Annotated in this window: 18 protein-coding genes; 11 read left to right on the top strand and 7 right to left on the bottom strand. The window is 70.9% G+C overall.

Going from position 1 to position 17,828, the window contains the following annotated elements; genetic code table 11:
- Positions 1-110 precede the first annotated feature (110 nt).
- From FB384_RS13520 to FB384_RS13500, 5 genes are all read left to right on the top strand, one after another.
- Complete coding sequence (locus tag FB384_RS13520; protein ID WP_183783190.1) at positions 111-959, top strand: lipid droplet-associated protein; 849 nt, start codon at positions 111-113, stop codon at positions 957-959.
- Complete coding sequence (gene xseA, locus FB384_RS13515; protein ID WP_183783188.1) at positions 956-2,218, top strand: exodeoxyribonuclease VII large subunit; 1,263 nt, start codon at positions 956-958, stop codon at positions 2,216-2,218. Before FB384_RS13520 ends, xseA begins: the two co-directional genes overlap by 4 nt.
- A 75-nt stretch (positions 2,219-2,293) precedes the next feature.
- On the top strand, positions 2,294-2,584 hold the full coding sequence (locus tag FB384_RS13510) for an exodeoxyribonuclease VII small subunit (protein WP_183783186.1): 291 nt from the start codon (positions 2,294-2,296) through the stop codon (positions 2,582-2,584).
- 117 nt (positions 2,585-2,701) lie between these two features.
- Positions 2,702-3,754 (top strand): class II fructose-bisphosphatase, encoded by a 1,053-nt coding sequence (glpX, locus tag FB384_RS13505; RefSeq protein ID WP_183783184.1) that lies wholly within the window; start codon positions 2,702-2,704, stop codon positions 3,752-3,754.
- Positions 3,754-4,629, top strand: a complete 876-nt coding sequence (locus FB384_RS13500; RefSeq protein ID WP_183783182.1) for a S1 family peptidase — start codon at positions 3,754-3,756, stop codon at positions 4,627-4,629. The genes glpX and FB384_RS13500 overlap by 1 nt, the downstream gene beginning before the upstream one ends.
- A 4-nt stretch (positions 4,630-4,633) precedes the next feature.
- Here the strand turns inward: FB384_RS13500 and FB384_RS13495 are convergent, their stop codons facing one another.
- Positions 4,634-5,680 (bottom strand): NAD(P)/FAD-dependent oxidoreductase, encoded by a 1,047-nt coding sequence (locus tag FB384_RS13495; RefSeq protein WP_183783180.1) that lies wholly within the window; start codon positions 5,678-5,680, stop codon positions 4,634-4,636.
- Positions 5,681-5,894: 214 nt separating this feature from the next.
- On the opposite strand from FB384_RS13495, the gene FB384_RS13490 reads away from it, so the two are divergent.
- Positions 5,895-7,292 (top strand): class II fumarate hydratase, encoded by a 1,398-nt coding sequence (locus tag FB384_RS13490; protein ID WP_183783178.1) that lies wholly within the window; start codon positions 5,895-5,897, stop codon positions 7,290-7,292.
- A 44-nt stretch (positions 7,293-7,336) separates the two neighbouring features.
- Here FB384_RS13490 and FB384_RS13485 read toward each other — a convergent pair whose 3' ends face one another.
- On the bottom strand, positions 7,337-8,155 hold the full coding sequence (locus FB384_RS13485; RefSeq protein ID WP_183783176.1) for an ABC transporter permease: 819 nt from the start codon (positions 8,153-8,155) through the stop codon (positions 7,337-7,339).
- Positions 8,152-9,123: an ATP-binding cassette domain-containing protein gene (locus FB384_RS13480; protein WP_183783175.1), complete on the bottom strand. Its 972-nt coding sequence runs from the start codon at positions 9,121-9,123 to the stop codon at positions 8,152-8,154. The genes FB384_RS13485 and FB384_RS13480 overlap by 4 nt, the downstream gene beginning before the upstream one ends.
- Positions 9,124-9,222: 99 nt before the next feature.
- On the opposite strand from FB384_RS13480, the gene FB384_RS13475 reads away from it, so the two are divergent.
- On the top strand, positions 9,223-9,966 hold the full coding sequence (locus FB384_RS13475; protein WP_183783173.1) for a TetR/AcrR family transcriptional regulator: 744 nt from the start codon (positions 9,223-9,225) through the stop codon (positions 9,964-9,966).
- A 12-nt stretch (positions 9,967-9,978) separates the two neighbouring features.
- Here FB384_RS13475 and FB384_RS13470 read toward each other — a convergent pair whose 3' ends face one another.
- A complete protein-coding gene (locus FB384_RS13470; RefSeq protein ID WP_183783171.1) occupies positions 9,979-10,557 on the bottom strand; it encodes a TetR/AcrR family transcriptional regulator in 579 nt (192 codons plus the stop codon).
- 171 nt (positions 10,558-10,728) lie between these two features.
- On the opposite strand from FB384_RS13470, the gene FB384_RS27310 reads away from it, so the two are divergent.
- The 3 genes from FB384_RS27310 to FB384_RS13455 all read left to right on the top strand — a co-directional run bounded on the left by FB384_RS27310 (position 10,729) and on the right by FB384_RS13455 (position 13,713).
- Positions 10,729-11,805 carry a DMT family transporter gene (locus FB384_RS27310; protein ID WP_323985225.1) on the top strand — a complete coding sequence of 359 codons (1,077 nt, stop codon included), beginning with the start codon at positions 10,729-10,731 and terminating at the stop codon, positions 11,803-11,805.
- Positions 11,706-13,181 carry an ATP-dependent DNA ligase gene (locus FB384_RS13460; protein ID WP_228726385.1) on the top strand — a complete coding sequence of 492 codons (1,476 nt, stop codon included), beginning with the start codon at positions 11,706-11,708 and terminating at the stop codon, positions 13,179-13,181. Before FB384_RS27310 ends, FB384_RS13460 begins: the two co-directional genes overlap by 100 nt.
- A gap of 73 nt (positions 13,182-13,254) precedes the next feature.
- Positions 13,255-13,713 carry a GNAT family N-acetyltransferase gene (locus tag FB384_RS13455; RefSeq protein ID WP_183783169.1) on the top strand — a complete coding sequence of 153 codons (459 nt, stop codon included), beginning with the start codon at positions 13,255-13,257 and terminating at the stop codon, positions 13,711-13,713.
- A 69-nt stretch (positions 13,714-13,782) separates the two neighbouring features.
- On the opposite strand, the gene FB384_RS13450 is transcribed toward FB384_RS13455, so the two are convergent.
- The 3 genes from FB384_RS13450 to FB384_RS13440 form a co-directional block, all read right to left on the bottom strand.
- Positions 13,783-14,544 (bottom strand): SDR family NAD(P)-dependent oxidoreductase, encoded by a 762-nt coding sequence (locus FB384_RS13450; RefSeq protein ID WP_183783167.1) that lies wholly within the window; start codon positions 14,542-14,544, stop codon positions 13,783-13,785.
- 34 nt (positions 14,545-14,578) lie between these two features.
- Complete coding sequence (locus tag FB384_RS13445) at positions 14,579-15,577, bottom strand: acetamidase/formamidase family protein (protein ID WP_183783165.1); 999 nt, start codon at positions 15,575-15,577, stop codon at positions 14,579-14,581.
- 145 nt (positions 15,578-15,722) lie between these two features.
- Positions 15,723-17,111, bottom strand: a complete 1,389-nt coding sequence (locus FB384_RS13440; RefSeq protein WP_183783163.1) for an MFS transporter — start codon at positions 17,109-17,111, stop codon at positions 15,723-15,725.
- Between the two features lie 88 nt (positions 17,112-17,199).
- On the opposite strand from FB384_RS13440, the gene FB384_RS13435 reads away from it, so the two are divergent.
- Positions 17,200-17,736: a winged helix-turn-helix transcriptional regulator gene (locus FB384_RS13435; protein WP_183783161.1), complete on the top strand. Its 537-nt coding sequence runs from the start codon at positions 17,200-17,202 to the stop codon at positions 17,734-17,736.
- Positions 17,737-17,828: the final 92 nt, after the last annotated feature.

The following is a 17,828-nucleotide window of genomic DNA, read 5'->3' as shown; positions in this document are numbered from 1 at the left end:
ATCGCCGCGTGCGGTGCCGCGGCTGTGCGGTGCGGGCGGTGGCCCCGCGCGTGCGGACGGGTAACGGGGTGGGGCTGGGCACGCGGAGCCGCGTGCGGCAGTCTTGGCGCATGAAGCATTTCCCGTTCCCGGTGCGGGTCGCGGCCGGCCTCGCCGCTTCGACCGCCGACACGGTTCGTGACCTGCCGAAACACCTCACCGAGCTGCCGGTGACGGTCGCGAGCCAGGTGCTGCAGACCTCGATGCGGGTGCAGCAGCACGTCACCGAGCTCGCGATCAAGGGCGATGACGCGCTCGCGGCGTTCCGCGGAGTCGACGACGAACCCAACTGGGCGACGTTCGACGAGGACGACGACCCCGCGGCCGCGCAGGCCGAGGCGCAACCCGGGTCCGGAGCACAACACGGGTCCGAGGCCCAGCGCGGGGCCGAAGCACCTGGAGCGGCGGCCACGTTCGACGACCCGTGGGACGCCGAATCGCAGGCCCTCGGCGAGGCACACGAGGACGGGGAATTCGACAGCACCGACCCGCGGATCGCGGCACCGGTAACGGACGCAGCACCCACCGGCGGGACCACGACGGCCGGCGGTGCGGACGCGGCCACCGCTGCCGGTCCCACCGCTTCCGGCGCCCCTCTCGGCAGCAGCGTGGTCACGGGTTCGACGTCGGCGCCGTCGGCAACGGCGGGTCCCGCAGGAGTGGACGACTACGACGCTCTCAGCCTGCCCGAGCTGCGTTCCCGGCTGCGCTCGTTCTCCTCCGAGGAGCTGCAGCAGCTCCTCGACTACGAGCGCGACCACGAGAACCGGCCGTCGTTCACGGGCATGCTGACCCGCCGGATCGCCAACGTCAGGGCCGAGTCGGAGGCCGCGGCCGACAGCGCGGCCGAGGGCTCCTCCGACGGCGGAGCCGGTGACGGCACGGACGACGCCGCGACCGGCGAGACCACCACGTCGTGAGCACCGACGCGCGGGGTGCCCAGGACGGTGCCCAGAACGCAGGCGCGCAGCCGTCGACGGCCGAGAACCCGTGGCCGGTCCGCACGGTCGCGCGGAAGATCGCCGACTGGATCCACCGCCTCGGTTCGGTGTGGGTCGAAGGGCAGATCACGCAGATCTCGGCCCGCCCCGGCACCCAGACGGCGTTCCTGACGCTGCGCGATCCGGCCGCCGACGTGTCCATGTCGGTGACGTGCCAACAGCGGATGCTGCGTTCGATCGATCCGCCGCTGCGCGAGGGCGCGAGTGTGGTCGTGCATGCGCGGCCGTCGTTCTGGCTGGGCCGCGGCACGCTGAGTCTGCGGGCGAGCGAGATCCGCGCGGTGGGCATCGGCGAGCTGCTTGCGCGGATCGAGCGACTCCGCAAACTCCTCGCCGCGGAAGGCCTGTTCGCGCAGGAACGGAAGCGCCCGCTGCCGTTCCTGCCGCGCGGCATCGGCCTGATCACGGGCCGTGCCTCAGCGGCGGAACACGACGTGCTGGCCAACGCGCAGAACCGCTGGCCGGCCGTGAAGTTCCACGTCGTCAACACGGCGGTGCAGGGGGCGAAGGCCGTGCCGCAGGTCGTGCAGGCCCTGTCGGACCTCGACGCCAACCCCGAGGTCGACGTCATCGTGATCGCCCGCGGCGGCGGCAGCGTCGAGGACCTGTTGCCGTTCTCGGACGAGACGCTGTGCCGGGCGGTCGCCGCGGCGGGCACGCCCGTCGTCAGCGCCATCGGCCACGAGCCGGACTCGCCGCTGCTGGACAACGTGGCGGACGTGCGCTGCTCGACGCCGACGGGCGCGGCGAAGACGATCGTGCCCGACGTCGGGGAGGAGACCGCGCGGGTGCACCAGCTGCGCGACCGCGCTCGCCGGGCGCTGCACGGCTGGGTCGACGGCCAGCGCAGGCAGCTCGACCAGCTGCGCAGCCGTCCCTGTCTGGCCGATCCGCTCGGTCCGGTCGAGCGCAGGGAGGCCGACGCCGCCATGCACGTCGAACGCGCCCGCCGGGCGGTGATGACCACGCTGACACACGAGCAGAGCGCCCTGACCGCCGCGCGGGCCCGGCTGACCGCGCTCGGCCCGTCGGCGACGCTCGAACGCGGGTACGCCGTGGTGCAGTACGTCGACCCCGACGGGCAGCTGAAGGTGCTGCGGTCGGTCGACGAGGTCACCGAGGGCACCGAACTGCGGGTGCGGGTCACCGACGGCGCGATCTCGGCGACCACGCGATAGTGTGCGCCCGGACCCGGCCCCACGCGGGCACGGTGTCCAGCAGGCACGCATCCGAGACGTGAGGCGAACCGCGACGTGAGCGAATCCGGTGGCGACACCCCCGACAGCGCCCCCGACGACCTGTCCGGCCTGGGCTACGAAGAGGCCCGTGACCAGTTGGTCGAGGTGGTGCGTGAGCTCGAGGCGGGCGGGTTGTCCCTCGAACAGTCGCTGGCGTTGTGGGAACGCGGCGAGAAGCTGGCGCGCCTGTGCGAAACCCATCTCGCCGGCGCCCGCGAGCGGATCGAAGCCGCGCTGGCTACGGTTGAGGACGATTCCGACGCGGGCGACGCCGCGGGTGGCTCGGGCGGTGGCTCACCGGAGTGACACCCACCGTGACGTCCGCGACAACTCCATGAACGCAGGCTCGCGCAGACTGTAAGCAGTGTCCGCGCCGATCTTCGTCGAGCGCGTAATCACGCGACACCCACCTCGGGAGGCAGCATGACCAACAGCACGCCGAGACGGGGCGAGACGCCCGATCGCAACCTCGCCATGGAGCTCGTCCGGGTCACCGAGGCTGCGGCGATGGCGGCGGGCCGCTGGGTCGGCAAGGGCGACAAGAACGGTGGGGACGGCGCGGCGGTCGACGCCATGCGCCAGCTCATCGGCACCGTGTCGATGTCCGGCGTGGTCGTGATCGGTGAGGGCGAGAAGGACGAGGCGCCCATGCTGTTCAACGGCGAGGAGGTCGGCAACGGCGACGGCCCGCAGTGTGACGTCGCGGTGGATCCGATCGACGGCACGACGCTGATGAGCAAGGGCATGCCGAACGCGCTGGCCGTGCTCGCGGTGGCCGAGCGGGGAGCGATGTTCGACCCGTCGGCGGTGTTCTACATGGAGAAGATGGCCGTCGGCCCGGAGGCCGCGGGGGTCGTCGACCTCTCCGCGCCGATCGCGGAGAACATCCGGCGCGTGGCGAAGGCCAAGCAGAGCAGCGTTTCGGACGTCACGGTGTGCATCCTCGACCGGCCCCGGCACGAGTCGATCGTCAAGGAGGTCCGCGAGGCGGGCGCCCGCATCCGCTTCATCAGTGACGGTGACGTCGCGGGCGCGATCGCGGCGGCACGGTCGACCACGGGTGTCGACATGTTGCTCGGCATCGGCGGTACCCCGGAGGGCATCATCGCCGCGGCCGCGCTCAAGTGCCTCGGCGGCGAGCTGCAGGGCAGGCTGTGGCCGCAGGACGAGACCGAGCGGCAGCAGGCCGTCGACGCGGGCCACGACCTGGACCGGGTGCTGACCACCGACGACCTGGTGCGCGGCGACAACGTGTTCTTCTGCGCGACCGGCATCACCGACGGCGACCTGCTGCGCGGCGTGCACTACCGCGCGGGCGGCGCGACGACCGAGTCGATCGTGATGCGGTCGAAGTCCGGCACCGTGCGGCTGATCGACGGCTACCACCGGTTGAACAAGCTGCGTACGTTCTCGACGGTCGACTTCGACGGCGCCCCGGACGCCGACGGTGACACCACCGTCCCGCCGCTCCCCTGATGCGGGGCCGGCTCTCCCGCTGCGCGGCCGCCGCCGCGGCGGCCGCTGCCTGCCTGGCCGGTGTCGTGGCGCCCACGGCGTCGGCCGCGGTTGCCGAAGCCGCACCGGACCGGCAGGCGGCGCCGGCACCGGCGTCCGTGCAGCCCGACCTGGTGGGTGGTGCGCCCGCCGACCGGACGTATCCGTTCATGGCGTCACTGCAGGAGCAGGGCGAGCACGGCTGCGGTGCGGCGCTGGTGCGGCCCACGTGGCTGGTCACCGCCGCACACTGCGTCCAGGGACCGACCGGTCAGGGCGGCGCGGATCAGGATTCGGGGCCGTTGACGGCGCGTATCGGCAGTAATGACCGGACCGCGGGCGGCGAGCTCGCCGAAGCCGCGGAGGTCGTCGTCCACCCGTCGTTCGAGTACCCGGGGTCGACGGGCGACATCGCACTGATCCGGCTGAGCGAGCCCGTGTCGGCCCAGCCCATCGACATCGCCACGCCCGACGGCGACACGCCTCCCGGCGAGGCCACGTCGACCGATCCGGGCACGCCGACCAGGCTGCTCGGCTGGGGCCAGACCTGCCCCGAGAACGGGTGCGGCGACGCTCCGGTGAAGCTGCAGCAGGTCGACACGCAGATCGTCGACGGCGAGCGGTGTGCCGCCGGATTCGACCCGGCGTCCGAGGTGTGCACGGGCAACCCGGACGGCGCAGGTGCCTGTTACGGCGACTCGGGCGGGCCACAGGTGGTGCGTTCGGGCGAGCGGTGGCGGCTGGTGGGCGTGTCGAGCCGCGCGGGTAACAACGATCCGGTCTGCGGCAGCGGCCCGTCGATCTACACGTCGGCTCCGGCGTACACGGGGTGGATCGAGGAGACGACCGCAGGCTGAGCGGTCAGCCGCTGGAGTGGCCAGGGAAGAGGTGGGCGGACGGGTCGAGTTCGACGGCGATGTTGTTGATCGCGGTGGCCGCCTCGCCGAAACCCGTCGCGATGAGCTTGACCTTGCCCGGATAGGCGGCGACGTCGCCCGCGGCGTAGATCCTCGGGCGCGCCGTCGTCATGGTCGAGTCCACGCTGATCGCACGCTGGTGGATCCCCAGTCCCCAGTCCTCGATCGGCCCGAGATCGGCGGTGAAGCCGAGAGCCGCGACGACCGTCTGGGCGGGCAGCACTTCCGGCCGGATCTCCTTGGTGTCCGGGTCCTTGATCTCGAGTGACACCTCGGCGAGCACACCGTCGGCACCGGCGCGCAGTTCGACGACCTCGGCGTCGGTGATGATCCTGATCCCGGCCTCGCGCGCCTCCCGGATGATCGACTCCGCCGCGCGGAACTTGGCTCTGCGGTGCACGAGCGTCACACTGCGGGCGACCGGGTGCAACGCCAGCACCCAGTCGAACGCCGAGTCACCGCCGCCGACGACCACGACGTCCTTTCCCGCGTGTTCGTCGAGCGCGGGGACGAAGTGCACCATGCCGTTGCCGAGCCAGCCGTCGCCCGCAGGCAGCGGGCGTGGGGTGAACTCGCCGATGCCCGCCGTGATGAGCACGGCCCTGGCACGCACGGTTTCCGCACCCGCCTCGCCGTCGAGGGTCATCGTCAGCCACTGACCGTCGTCGTCGAGGGTGTGCGCCTTGCGGCCGAGCAGATACCGCGGATTCCACTGGTTCGCCTGCTCGACGAGGCCTTTCACGAGGTCACGCCCGCGGACCCCGGGAAACCCGGCCACGTCGTAGATCATCTTCTCCGGGTACATGGCCGTGACCTGACCGCCGGCTTCGGGCAGGGAGTCGACGATCGCCGCGGACAGTCCGCGGAACCCTGCGTAGTAGGCCGCGAACAGCCCGGTCGGGCCCGCACCGACGATCAGCACGTCGACATCGGTGGTCTCCGTCGGTTCCGGGGAGTTGGTCGGTTCGGGGTTCTCCGTCGGTTCGGCCATGGGGCGCACCGCCCTTTCCGCCGTTGATGGCTGAAGCGCTCCCTTGATCGTAATAGCGTGACACCGGTGTTGTGATCGCCGCTACATTCCTTGCGACACCCGCGGGCCCGACTCCCGTGCGCCACCGCAGACACACCGCCTGTCACGTCCCCGTCCCGGCGACGTGCCCGACGACACCGGGCACGTCCGGCCGCTGTGGGAGCAGACTGGGGACATGGCAGAGCAGGAATTCCGGATCGAACACGACACGATGGGCGAGGTCAGGGTCCCGGCCGAGGCCCTGTACCGCGCACAAACGCAGCGGGCGGTGGAGAACTTCCCGATCTCCGGCGGAACGCTGGAACGCGCGCAGATCAGGGCGCTGGGGCTCCTCAAAGCGGCGTGCGCCCGGGTGAACGCCCGCCTCGGGGTGCTGGACGCAGAGACGGCGGCGGCCATCGCGAGCGCGGCAGACGAGGTCGCCGAGGGCCGGCACGACGACCACTTCCCCATCGACGTGTTCCAGACCGGTTCGGGCACGTCGTCGAACATGAACGCCAACGAGGTCATCGCCACGCTCGCCTCGCGCGCCCTCGGTCGCGACGTGCACCCGAACGACGACGTCAACGCCTCGCAGTCGTCGAACGACACGTTCCCGACCACCATTCACGTCGCCGCGACCGAGGCAGTGCTCACCGACGTCGTCCCGGCGCTGGAACACCTGGCCACGACGATCGAGCAGCGCGCGGCCGAGTGGTCCGACGTCGTGAAGTCGGGGCGCACCCACCTGATGGACGCCGTGCCGATCACGCTCGGCCAGGAAGCCGGGGCGTGGGCCTCGCAGGTCCGGTTCGGAATCGAGCGCCTGCGCAGTGGTCTGCCGCGGCTGGGCGAACTGCCCATCGGCGGCACCGCTGTCGGCTCGGGGCTCAACGCTCCCTCCGGGTTCGGCTCGGCCGTCGCCGACGAACTCGCCAAGGTGACCGACCTGCCGCTCGTCGAGGCGCGCGATCATTTCGAGGCACAAGCCTCGCAGGACGGCGTGGTCGAGACCTCCGGGCAGCTGCGGACCGTTGCCGTGTCGCTGAACAAGATCGCCAACGACCTCCGCTGGCTCGGCTCCGGGCCGCGCACGGGCCTGTCCGAGCTGGCGCTGCCGGATCTGCAGCCGGGATCGTCGATCATGCCCGGCAAGGTCAACCCGGTCATCCCGGAGGCGACCCTGCAGGTGGTGGCGCAGGTGATCGGCAACGATGCGGCCGTCTCCTTCGCCGGCTCGCAGGGGAACTTCCAGCTGAACGTGAACCTGCCGGTGATCGCGCGCAACGTGCTGGAGTCCGCGCGACTGCTGTCGGCCGTGGCGCGGCTGCTGGCCGACAAGGTCTTCGCGGGCCTGACCGTCAACACCGAGCGCACGCAGGCATACGCCGAGGGGTCGCCGTCGATCGTGACGCCGCTGAACGCCTACATCGGCTACGAGGAGGCGGCCGCCGTGGCCAAGCAGGCCCTCAAGGAACTGAAGACGATCCGTGAGGTCGTGATCGAACGCGGCTACATCGAGCAGGGCAAGCTCACCGAGACCCAGCTCGACGAGGCCCTCGACGTGCTCGGCATGGCACGCGGCGGGAAGTGATGCCCGGGGTGGGGCCGCCCGGTCGAGGCGGCCTCACCTCTGCGTCAGCGGCGGAGCCGTCGCCAGGTTCCCGCGGCCAGCGGCAGGAAGACCGCCGTCAGCAGGACGGGCCAGATCACGGCCGGCCACGGCGCGGCGCTGCCGACCCACGAACTTCCCGCGCCGGGAGCGCCGAGCAGGTCACGCACCGCGGCGACGGTGCCGGTGAGCGGGTTGACCTCGGCGACCACGCCGAGCCAGCGCGGCATCGTGGCGGTGTCGACGAACACGCCGGACAGCATCAGCAGCGGCCACACGGCGACCTGCACCGCACTCACGGCCTCCTGACTGCGCACCCGCAGGCCGACGAACATGCCGATCCACAGCATCGCCAGCCGCAGCAACACCAGCAGTCCCACCACGGCGGCCCACGCGGGAAGGCCGGCTTCGGGACGCCAGCCGAACAGCAGCCCGGCGACGACGACCACGGCCAGTCCGACCATGGAGTTCAGCAGATCGGCCGCGCACCGCCCGGTGAGCACGGCCGCGCCGGACACCGGCAGCGAGCGGAACCGCTCGGTCACACCGCGGGACGCGTCGAGCGACACGGCCGTCATCGTGGAATCCAGTCCGAAGAACATCGTCACGGCGAGCATTCCCGGCATCACGAAGTCCACATAGGACCCGCCGGTCGCCTGGCCGAGCGCCCCGCCGAGCAGTCCGACGAACATCGCCAGCACGAGTACCGGGAACAGCCAGCCGAACACGATGACGCCGGGTCGGTTACGCCAGTGCTGCAGCTCCCGCAGGCTCATCGTCGCGACGTCGGCGAGTCCTTGGCGCAACCCATCCCCTGTCGGGGACGCCGTCGAGGTCGTCGTCATGCGAGCACCTTCCCTTCCGCGCCGGAACCGGTCAGTTCGAGGAACGCGTCGTCGAGCGTGGGTGTGCGGATCGCGACGTCGGCGAGGTCGATCCCGGCATCCCGTACGGCGCCGACGACGTCCGCCAGCGCACGGCCGCGGTCGGTGACCGGCACGCTCACCCTTCCGCCGACGACGTGGGCCTCACCGCTCGCGAACGGGCGCACGAGGACGGCGACCCGGTCGGCATCGGCGTGCACGGCCGGGGCCAGTTCGAGCCGGTCGTCTCCGACGCGGGCCTTCAGCACAGCCGGCGTGCCCTCGGCGACCACCCTGCCGTTGGCGACGAGAGAGATGTGGTCGGCGAGCCGGTCGGCCTCCTCCAGATACTGGGTGGTGAGCAGCACCGTCGTGCCACGGGACGAGAGGTGCCGTACCGCGTCCCACACGTCCCGCCTGGCGGCCGGGTCGAGTCCGGTGGTGGGCTCGTCGACGAACAGCACCTCCGGTGCCACGAGCAGGGCAGCCGCGAGGTCGAGTTTGCGGCGCATCCCGCCCGAGTAGGCAGCCAGCCGTTTGCCCGCGGCATCGGCCAGTCCGAACCGCTCCAACAGCTCGTCGGCCCTGCGGGCTGCTCCGGCTCCCAACAACCGGCCGAGCTTGCCGAACATGACGAGGTTCTGCCTTCCGGTGAGATCCTCGTCGACGGCGGAGTACTGGCCGACCAGACCGATCCGGGCCCGCACGGCACGGCCGTCGGTACGCACGTCGTGCCCGGCCACGCGCATGCTTCCCGAGTCGTGTTCCAGCAGCGTCGTCATGATCCGGATCGCGGTGGTCTTACCCGCGCCGTTGTGGCCCAGCAGTCCGTGCACGGTTCCGCGGTCGACCGTGAGGTCGAGGCCGTCGAGTGCAGGTGCCGCGGCACCGGGATACGCCTTGCGCACACCGACCGCCTCGACGGCGGGTGTACGCGCATGTTCCGACATCTACCCCTCCAGATTTTCGTACGGCTTACCGTACAGCGTACGTAACACCGTACGGTAGGTTGCCGACGAAAGGCAAACGCCAGCCGGAAGGAACCCGACGTGGCCAGAGGAACGCCGGTCGCCGACCTGACGCGCAGCATCTATCTGCTGTGGGGACACCACCCGAAACCCGGCCGCTCGGGGCTCACCGTCCCCGCGATCGTGGAGGCGGGCACCGAGCTCGCCGACGCCCACGGACTGGCCGCGGTGTCGATGCGCAAGGTCGCCGAGCATCTGGGCGTGGGCGCGATGTCGCTGTACGGCTACGTCCCCGGCAAGGAGGACCTCACCGCGCTGATGACGGACGCGGCCTACGGCGAGCTGTACGACGACGTCACGGCGCCCACCGAGGCGGGGAACTGGCGCGAGGCGATGCGGTTCGTCGCACGCCGCAACTGGGAGCTGTACGAGCGGCACCCGTGGCTGCTCGAGGTGCGCTCACCCCGGCCGGACCTCGGCCCCGGCGTCGTCGGCAAATACGAGGCCGAACTGCGCCCGCTCGACGGAATCGGACTGTCCGACGTGGAAATGGACAGCGTGCTGGCGCTGATCCTCGGACACGTCGCGGATTCGGCCCGCACGCACGCACAGCACGTGCGGGAGAACACCGGCATGACCGATGTCGAGTGGTGGGACACCGTCTCGCCCGTGCTGGATCAGGTGATGCGGGGCGAGAACCTCCCCGTGTCCGGCCGGGTCGGCGCGACGGTCGGCACGGAGTTCCAGGCCGCCACGGACCCGGAGCACAACTTCACCTTCGGCCTCGAAGTCATCCTCGACGGCGTGCAGGCACGCCTCGACTGACACCGAGGCGGCTCACAGGGCGGCGTCGAGCAGCTGCCGTGCCGCGTCCCTGGCGCCGGCCACCGCCCCGGCGACGACGTCCAGCGAAGCCGCCACCGCGGCACCTTCGAACAGCATGAACAGGGACGCCGCGAGCTTGCGCGGGTTGCGCGCGCCCGTGTCACGCACGAGCTGCCGCAGGTAGTCCAGCACCCACTGTTTCTCGTCGGCGATCGCCGGGCGCGCGGGATGATCCGGATCGGGCAGCTCGGCCAGCGCGTTGACGAACGCGCAGCCACGCGGATTCTCCGCGGCCATCCACGATTCCAGGGCATCGAACATCAGCAACACTCGCCGCCGGGGACCGAACCTGCCGGGTTGTTCGACGATCGCGGTCACGTGGTCGCGCCACCGAGCGTCCCTGCGTTCGAGATAGAGCCGGACGATGGCGTCCTTCGAACCGAACCTGTCGTAGAGCGTCTTCTTCGTGACCCCGGCCTCGGCAGCGATCATGTCCACGCCGACCGCGTGGATCCCCTTGTCGTAGAACAGTTGCTCCACGACCTCGAGCACCCGCTCGGCCGCGGGTGTCATCGCCTGCTGCTCGGTCATATCTGAATCCTATGCGGCCGCGCGGAGCGCGCCCGGTTGGGCGGTGGTGGGAGCCGGGTGGGCGTACACCACCGTACACCGCGACGGCCTCCTTGACGGTAAACAGATCGGTATAGTACGACTAGGTATACCGGTCAGTTTACTCGCGTCGGCCAATCCCGAGGAGGATTCGTGGGAACGTCACGTACCGACACCGGACTCGCGGTGGGTTTCGTACTGCTCTGGAGTTCCGGTTTCATCGGCGCGACGATGGGCACCGCCCTCGCGAGCAGCGCGACGCTGCTGGCGTGGCGGTTCGCCGCGGTGACCGCACTGCTGGGCCTGTGGTGGCTGGTATTTCGCCGTCGGCGTATCCCACTGCGCGACCTCGGCGTGCACGCACTGCTCGGCCTTCTCACCCAGGTCGGCTACCTGTCGGGTGTCGTGTGGTCGGCCGAGTTGGGCGTGCCCGCCGGTACCTCGGCCCTGATCGCGGCGCTGCAGCCGATCGTCGCGGCGGCACTGTCGGGCCCACTGCTCGGCGAACACACCTCCGCGACGCAGTGGCTCGGCCTCGTTCTCGGACTCGGCGGCGTCGCGCTCGTCGTGTCGGGCGACCTCGCGGGCAGCGCTCCGGCCCTCGCGTACACGCTGCCGCTGCTGGCGATGCTCAGTCTCGTGGCAGGCACGTTCGCTCAGCGCAGGCTCCCCTCCCGCCTCTCGCTGCCCGAATCGCTGCTGATCCAGGCCGCGCTGTCGGCCGTGGTGTTCCTGTCCGTCGCCGGCTTCACGGGCGAGACGGCACCGCCGATGTCGGGCGAGTTCTGGTTCGCGATCGCCTGGCTGGTGGTGCTGTCGACGTTCGGCGGCTACGGGTTCTACTGGGCCGTCGCACGGCGTGGGTCGGTCCGCCGCGTGTCCACGCTGCTGTACCTGACCCCGCCGACGACGATGCTCGCCGCGCTGCTGATGTTCGGCGAGCCGGTGACGGTCCAGGGCCTGGCGGGTCTCGTGGTCTGCTTCGGTGCCGTACTGCTCGCGCTGCGCTCACCACGCGAAATGTCGGCCCCGCGCGCGACGATGGAGCCATGCACCGAGACTCCGTGCACCACGAAACCCGGCCCGCCGACTCCTTGCGCCTCGACGACGTCGTCCGCGCCTCCGGCGAGCTGGCCGCCACGCGATCACGCAAGACCAAGGCCGCGGTCCTTGCGGACGTCCTTGGCCGCGCACCGACGGGCGAGCTCGCGCCCACGGTCGCGTTCCTGACCGGCACACCCACGCAGGGCCGCATCGGCGTGGGGTGGCGAACCGTGCGTGACCTGCTGGGACGGCCCGCGGATACGGCCACCCTGAGCGTCACCGACGTCGACGCGGTCCTCGGCGAGGTGGCCGCCACGACTGGCAGCGGATCAGCCTCCCGTCGCTCCGAGCTGCTCTCGGACCTGCTGAGCCGGGCCACCGCCGGCGAGCAGGACTTTCTGCTGCGCCTGCTCACCGGCGAGCTCCGACAGGGCGCACTGGAGGGCGTGATGATCGAAGCCATCGCGTCGGCCACCGACGTCCCCGCTGATCTGGTTCGCCGCGCGGTGATGTTCTCCGGTGACCTGGCCACGACCGCAGCGGCGGCGGCCGCAGGCGGGCAGGAGGCGTTACTGGCCTTCGGCCTCGAACTCGGACGACCGGTTCGACCCATGCTCGCCTCCCCCGCCGATTCGCTGGACCAGGCCGTCGACGGCATCGCCGAACCGATCGTCGAATACAAGATGGACGGCGCGCGCATCCAGGTACATCGCGACGGCGACGAGGTGCACGTCTACACCCGCACGCTGCGCGAGATCACGCGGCATGCGGCCGAACTCGCCGATCTCGTACGCGGTCTGCCCTGCACGTCGGTGGTTCTCGACGGGGAGACGCTCGCGCTGACCGACGACGGCAGGCCGCGGCCGTTCCAGGAGACGATGGCGCGCTTCGGCAGCACGCGGGAGGAGCAGGTCAGGGCGTTGCTGCTGCGACCGTACTTCTTCGACTGCCTGCACCTCGACGGCACCGACCTGCTCGACGTGCCGCTCCGCAGCAGGCGGGAGGCACTTCACCGGGTCGCGGGCGAGCACGTGATCCCCGGCGAGATGGCACCGGCCGACGCCGCGGCACTGCTGGAATCGTCGCTCGACGCGGGACACGAGGGCGTCATGGTGAAGGACCCGGACACCCCGTACGCCGCAGGCAGGCGAGGGCGTGCGTGGCTGAAGGTGAAACCGTCGCACACGCTCGACCTCGTCGTCCTCGCCGCAGAATGGGGCCACGGCAGGCGAACCGGTTATCTGTCCAATCTGCACCTCGGCGCGCGTGATCCGGACGGCGGCGAACCGATCATGGTCGGCAAGACGTTCAAGGGGCTGACCGACGAGCTCCTGGCGTGGCAGACCCGCCGTTTCCCCGAATTGGAGCGAGGCAGCGACGACTGGACGGTCCACTTGCGACCCGAGCTGGTCGTGGAGATCGAATTGGACGGGGCGCAGACGAGCACCCGCTACCCCGGCGGCGTCGCACTGCGGTTCGCGAGGGTGGTGCGCTACCGGCCGGACAAGGACCCCGCCGAGGCCGACACCATCGAGGACGTGCGCGCCATGCTGCGCGGCTGATCACCACCGCCGTCGACGGAGCCCCGGCGAAACTCACTCGCACGGCGCGGCCGGTGCCCGCTACCGTCCCGCCATGACCTCGGTAGCGTTTGTCCCTGACGGCTTCGAACCTCCCACACCGCTCGTCACGGACTCGTTCCGCCTCGAACCACTGGGGCCGCAACACAACGAAGCCGACCACGCAGCGTGGACCTCCAGCATCGACCACATCCGGGCGACGCCGGGCTACCCGGACGGCGACTGGCCACCGCTCGAGGGGATGTCGCTCGAAGCCAACCACGAGGACCTGGTGCGGCACGCCGCCGACTTCACGAACCGCGTCGGGTTCACCTACACCGTTCTCGAGCCGGCAGGTGATGACGTCGTCGGCTGCGTCTACCTGTATCCCACGTCCGTCCCGGACCGCGACGTCACCGTCCAGTCGTGGGTGCGGGCGGACAGGGCCGAGCTCGACGACCGGCTGGCCGAGGCGGTCGCCACCTGGCTCGCCGCCGAGTGGCCGTGGCAGCGCGTGGACCGCTGCGGCCGCTGAGCACGGTCGCCTGCCCCCGCCCGGCGTGCGCAGCGGCTCGTCGTCCCGCGAGTGTTCTCGACGGCAACGTCAGAGCTGGACACCGCGGGTGAGCGCGCCGTCCACGACGAGGTTGGTGCCGGTGATGTAGCTCGCCGCGGGGCTGGCCAGGAACGCCACGGCCTTCGCGACCTCGTCCGGGGTGCCCATGCGGCCCGTGGGATTCAGCGACAGGGCGTACTCGAAGAGCTCGGGGTTGTTCTCCTCGTTGCTCGCCCAGATCCCGCCCGGGAAGTACGTGTTGCCTGGGGAGACGCTGTTGGCCCGAATCGGTTTGTCCGCGAGCTGGTGGGCCAGCCCTTGGGTGTAGTGCACGATCGCCGCCTTGAACGTGCCGTAGGGACCTGCGGCGAAGTCCACCTCACGCCCGGACACGCTCGAGATCGTGACGATCGAGCCCGCACTGCTGCGTTCCAGGTACGGCATCGCGGCGTTCACCGTGCGGACCGTGTGCATCATGTCGACCTGGAAACTGGTGTTCCAGTTCTCCTCCGAGTCCGGGATCGCGAGCGCGCTGACGTTCGCCACGACGATGTCCACCCCGCCGAGCTCCTCCGCACTGGACTCGACCCACCTGCCGATGCTGTCGGCGTCGGCGACGTCCACGGCGCTGCCCGTCGCGGTGTACCCGCTGCCCTGCAGATCCGCGACCGTCGCTTCCACATCGGACTTCGTGCGCGCACACAGCGAGACAGCCGCTCCTTCGCCGGCGAGCGCGCGGACGGTCGCGGCACCGATTCCCTTGGTGCCGCCGGTGACGAGCGCCTTCAGTCCGTCGAGTCCCAGGTCCATGGGTCGTCCTCCATATCGTCGCGGTATCCGGGCCTCACAGGTTCGCTGCACGCTCCCGCAGGCTGCGGTGCATGGCTTCGTAAGGGGCGGCGGTGGGCAGCAGGCTCTTGGCGAGCTTCGTGGCCGCGCTGTAGTTGGCGTCGCACACGTTCGCCAGCGGCGACTCGCTGATCTGGGTGACCAGCTGATAGCCGTCCATGGCGTCGAGGCCGTACAACTCGCCGAGCCAGCGGATCATGTCGACCTGGCTCGCGCGCCACGCGTCCTCGAGCGGCCTGCTCGAACCGATCACGGTGAGATACTCGTCTGATTCGATCCGGGGCCACGCCGGGCCGCCACCCTTGATCAGGTCCACCAGCAGCGTCACGTGCATGGCACCTTCCACCGCCGTGCCACAGGATTCGCCCTCGCCCTGCCGGTAGTGGCCGTCTCCGACGGAGAACAACCCGCCGTCCACATTGACTCCGAGATAGCACGTCACGCCCGGCTTCATCTCCGGCGTATCCATGTTGCCGCCGAAGACGTCCGGCACCAGCGACGAGCGAGCCTCCCCCGCGGCGGGTGCCACACCGACGGTGCCGAGCATCGGGGCGATCGGCAGTTCCAGCGTCAGGTCCGTGGACTGGGCGGCGAACTCCACGGTGCCGCGGTCGCTGTTCACCTCGTAGATCCACGTCTTCTCGGGTAGTGGTTCCTGCAGCAACGCCGTGCGATCCGTGCCGGTCAGTCCGCCGAACAGCGGGATGGTCGTGGACGCGCCCCAGCCTCTCGCCGGCGTCAGGTCCACGATGTGCAGTGCCAACGTGTCCCCCGGCTCGGCTCCCTCCACGTGGAACGGTCCCGTCTGCGGGTTCACGTACGGCATGTTCAGCGAGGCGCTGGGAAGGTCCGTGACGTCGCGCAGCCGACCGCAGAAGGCGTCGTCGGTCCACAGGCGCAGCAGCGTTCCCGGTTCGATCCGGTGCGTCGGCGGCACGCCGCCGAACGTCCAGGCGTACTGCTCCGGCTCCGGCGTGAAGTCGACGACGTCCACAGGACCTCCTTCGATCGAGCCGCCCCGTCCCGGCGCGTGCCGTACGCCCCTTCCTAACGCACGACACCCGCCGAGGCCAGCCACAGCGCGAGCCCCGGCGGGCGAGCGGCCGGGTGGACGGCCCCGAAGGCCCACCGGATCGGTCTCATCCCGGGGTTCGCGCCGACGCACTCCGGGACAGCGCCAGCACGACGGCCGCCCCGACGAGGGAGAGCGTTCCGGTCAGTACGGCCACGTGGTTCCAGCCCGACAGCTGGGCGGCGAGGTCACCGGCGGGAGCGGCGGCGAGCACACCGACGACGGTGACTCCGATAGACGCACCGACGTAACGGGTGGTGTTGTTCATCCCGACCCCGACGGCGGCGCGTTCGGGCGGAACCGTGGCGGTCGCCTGCCGCCCCAGACCGGCGTTGAGGACACCGGTGGCCACGCCGGCGACGAGCAGACCGGGAACCAGACGCGCACCGGTCGAGCCCACCTCCAGCCCGGTGAGTAGCAGCAGGCCGACACCCGTGACCCCGAGACCGATCGCCAGCTGCGCCGTTCCGCCCAGCCACGCGGCCAACCCGCGGCTGAGCACCGCGGAGACAGCGCTCGTGCCGGACCAGAGCACGAGCAGGGCGCTGGCCTCGAAAGTCGTCATCCCCATGCTGGTCACGAGGAACGTGCAGGCGAACGACAGCAGGGCGATCACACCGGCACCGGTGGCGGTCGCCGCGACCGTCGCGGCCACGAAGTCGCCTCGGCGAAAGAGACCGAAGTCCACCATGGGTGACCGGCCGCGGAACTGGCTGATCGTGAAGGCCACCAGTGTGACCACCGCACCACCGCCGCAGATCAGGGCCGGGGCGAGACCGCCCTGGCGCGTTTCGACCAACGCGACCAGCCCGAGTCCGAGCCCGCCGGTCAGCAACGCGGCGCCGAGCAGGTCCAGCCGTCTGCCCGCGATCACCGCGGTCTCGGAGAAGCACCACCGGGCGGCGACGGCGATGCCCGCCCCGGACACGGCGAGCAGCCAGTAGGGCACGTGCCACAGCTCGACGAGGTCGAACAGGCCGGTCAGCAACGGGCCGAGCGCGATGCCCAGCCCCATGCTGGCGCCCCACCAACTGGCGGCGGTCGATCGGGCCGCGGCGTCCCCCGTCACCGCGGCCACGAGCCCGAGTCCGGTCGCGATCAGCCCGGCCGCGCCGACGCCTTCGACGACTCGCCCCACGACGAACTGCGTCGCCGTGGTCGCAGTGGCGCAGACCACCGAACCTGCCGCGAAGATCCAGGCACCGAGTGTGAAGACCCTGCGACGACCGGACTGGTCGGCAAGCGCGCCTGCCGTCAGCAGACTCAACGCCAGACCGGTGCTCATCGAGCTCAGGATCCACAGGGTCGCCCCGGACGGGGCGGCCACCGCGGCGGTGACCGTCGCCGCGTTCCCCAGTGGGCCCGAATAGGCCAGCATCGCCACGAACGTGCTCAGCGACGTCAGCGCCAGCGCCGCGGCGAACGACCCACGTGCACCGCCGGTGCCCTGGGGCATGGAAGGACGAAGATTTGGTCTGCTCACAAGACCACGATGACACAGGTTTGGTCTGGTGAACAGACCGACCCGTCGGTACGATGGTGGCGTGGCACTGGGAACCGGATACGACCAGCAGGCCTGTCACCTCGCTCGTGCGCTGGAAGTCGTCGGCGAACGCTGGACCCTGCTGATCCTGCGCGACTGCTTCTACGGCGTGCGCCGCTTCACGGACCTGCGCGAGCACCTCGACATCTCCCGAGCCGTACTCACCGACCGGCTGGACACCCTGGTCGAGCACGGCGTGCTGATCCGCGAGGACTCGGACGGTCATCCGGAGTATCTGCTCACCGAGGCCGGCCGGGCGCTGTGGCCCACGATCTTCTCCCTGTCCAAATGGGGTGAGCGGCACACGAGCGGACCGCACCCGGCCCGGCTCTTCAGCCACGCGACGTGCGGCACCGACATCGACGACGTCGGGCGATGCCACACGTGCGGCGAGGCCCCCGACCCCGAGGACCTGGTCGTGCGGCCCGGCCCCGGCACGAACGCGATGCGCCGCAGCGACCGGGTCGCCCGCGCCCTGGAACGTCCCCATCGCATGCTGACCCCGATCACCACCGCGGCCGGCCCGATCACCGGGTGACCGGGCGTCCCGCGTTCGCCGACCCGAGCGGTCCGCCGCGCGTGGCACACCGTCGGCGGCACGGCCGGACCACTCGGACCCGCGAGCCCGGC

Origin of the sequence: Prauserella sediminis, from assembly GCF_014195435.1 — a bacterium.
Classification (GTDB): domain Bacteria; phylum Actinomycetota; class Actinomycetes; order Mycobacteriales; family Pseudonocardiaceae; genus Prauserella; species Prauserella salsuginis.
The sequence above is the reverse complement of the archived record's forward strand: the minus strand, read 5'-3'. Positions and strand labels throughout refer to the sequence as shown.

What these genes read in the sequence shown, in the direction of transcription:
- FB384_RS13480 (WP_183783175.1), bottom strand. Translation starts at nt 9,123, where the DNA reads ATGTCGGAACATGCGCGTACACCCGCCGTCGAGGCGGTCGGTGTGCGC.
- FB384_RS13495 (WP_183783180.1), bottom strand. Translation starts at nt 5,680, where the DNA reads ATGGCCGAACCGACGGAGAACCCCGAACCGACCAACTCCCCGGAACCG.
- glpX (WP_183783184.1), top strand. Translation starts at nt 2,702, where the DNA reads ATGACCAACAGCACGCCGAGACGGGGCGAGACGCCCGATCGCAACCTC.
- FB384_RS13470 (WP_183783171.1), bottom strand. Translation starts at nt 10,557, where the DNA reads ATGACCGAGCAGCAGGCGATGACACCCGCGGCCGAGCGGGTGCTCGAG.
- FB384_RS13500 (WP_183783182.1), top strand. Translation starts at nt 3,754, where the DNA reads ATGCGGGGCCGGCTCTCCCGCTGCGCGGCCGCCGCCGCGGCGGCCGCT.
- FB384_RS13490 (WP_183783178.1), top strand. Translation starts at nt 5,895, where the DNA reads ATGGCAGAGCAGGAATTCCGGATCGAACACGACACGATGGGCGAGGTC.
- FB384_RS13440 (WP_183783163.1), bottom strand. Translation starts at nt 17,111, where the DNA reads ATGCCCCAGGGCACCGGCGGTGCACGTGGGTCGTTCGCCGCGGCGCTG.
- FB384_RS13485 (WP_183783176.1), bottom strand. Translation starts at nt 8,155, where the DNA reads ATGACGACGACCTCGACGGCGTCCCCGACAGGGGATGGGTTGCGCCAA.
- FB384_RS13450 (WP_183783167.1), bottom strand. Translation starts at nt 14,544, where the DNA reads ATGGACCTGGGACTCGACGGACTGAAGGCGCTCGTCACCGGCGGCACC.
- FB384_RS13455 (WP_183783169.1), top strand. Translation starts at nt 13,255, where the DNA reads ATGACCTCGGTAGCGTTTGTCCCTGACGGCTTCGAACCTCCCACACCG.
- FB384_RS13520 (WP_183783190.1), top strand. Translation starts at nt 111, where the DNA reads ATGAAGCATTTCCCGTTCCCGGTGCGGGTCGCGGCCGGCCTCGCCGCT.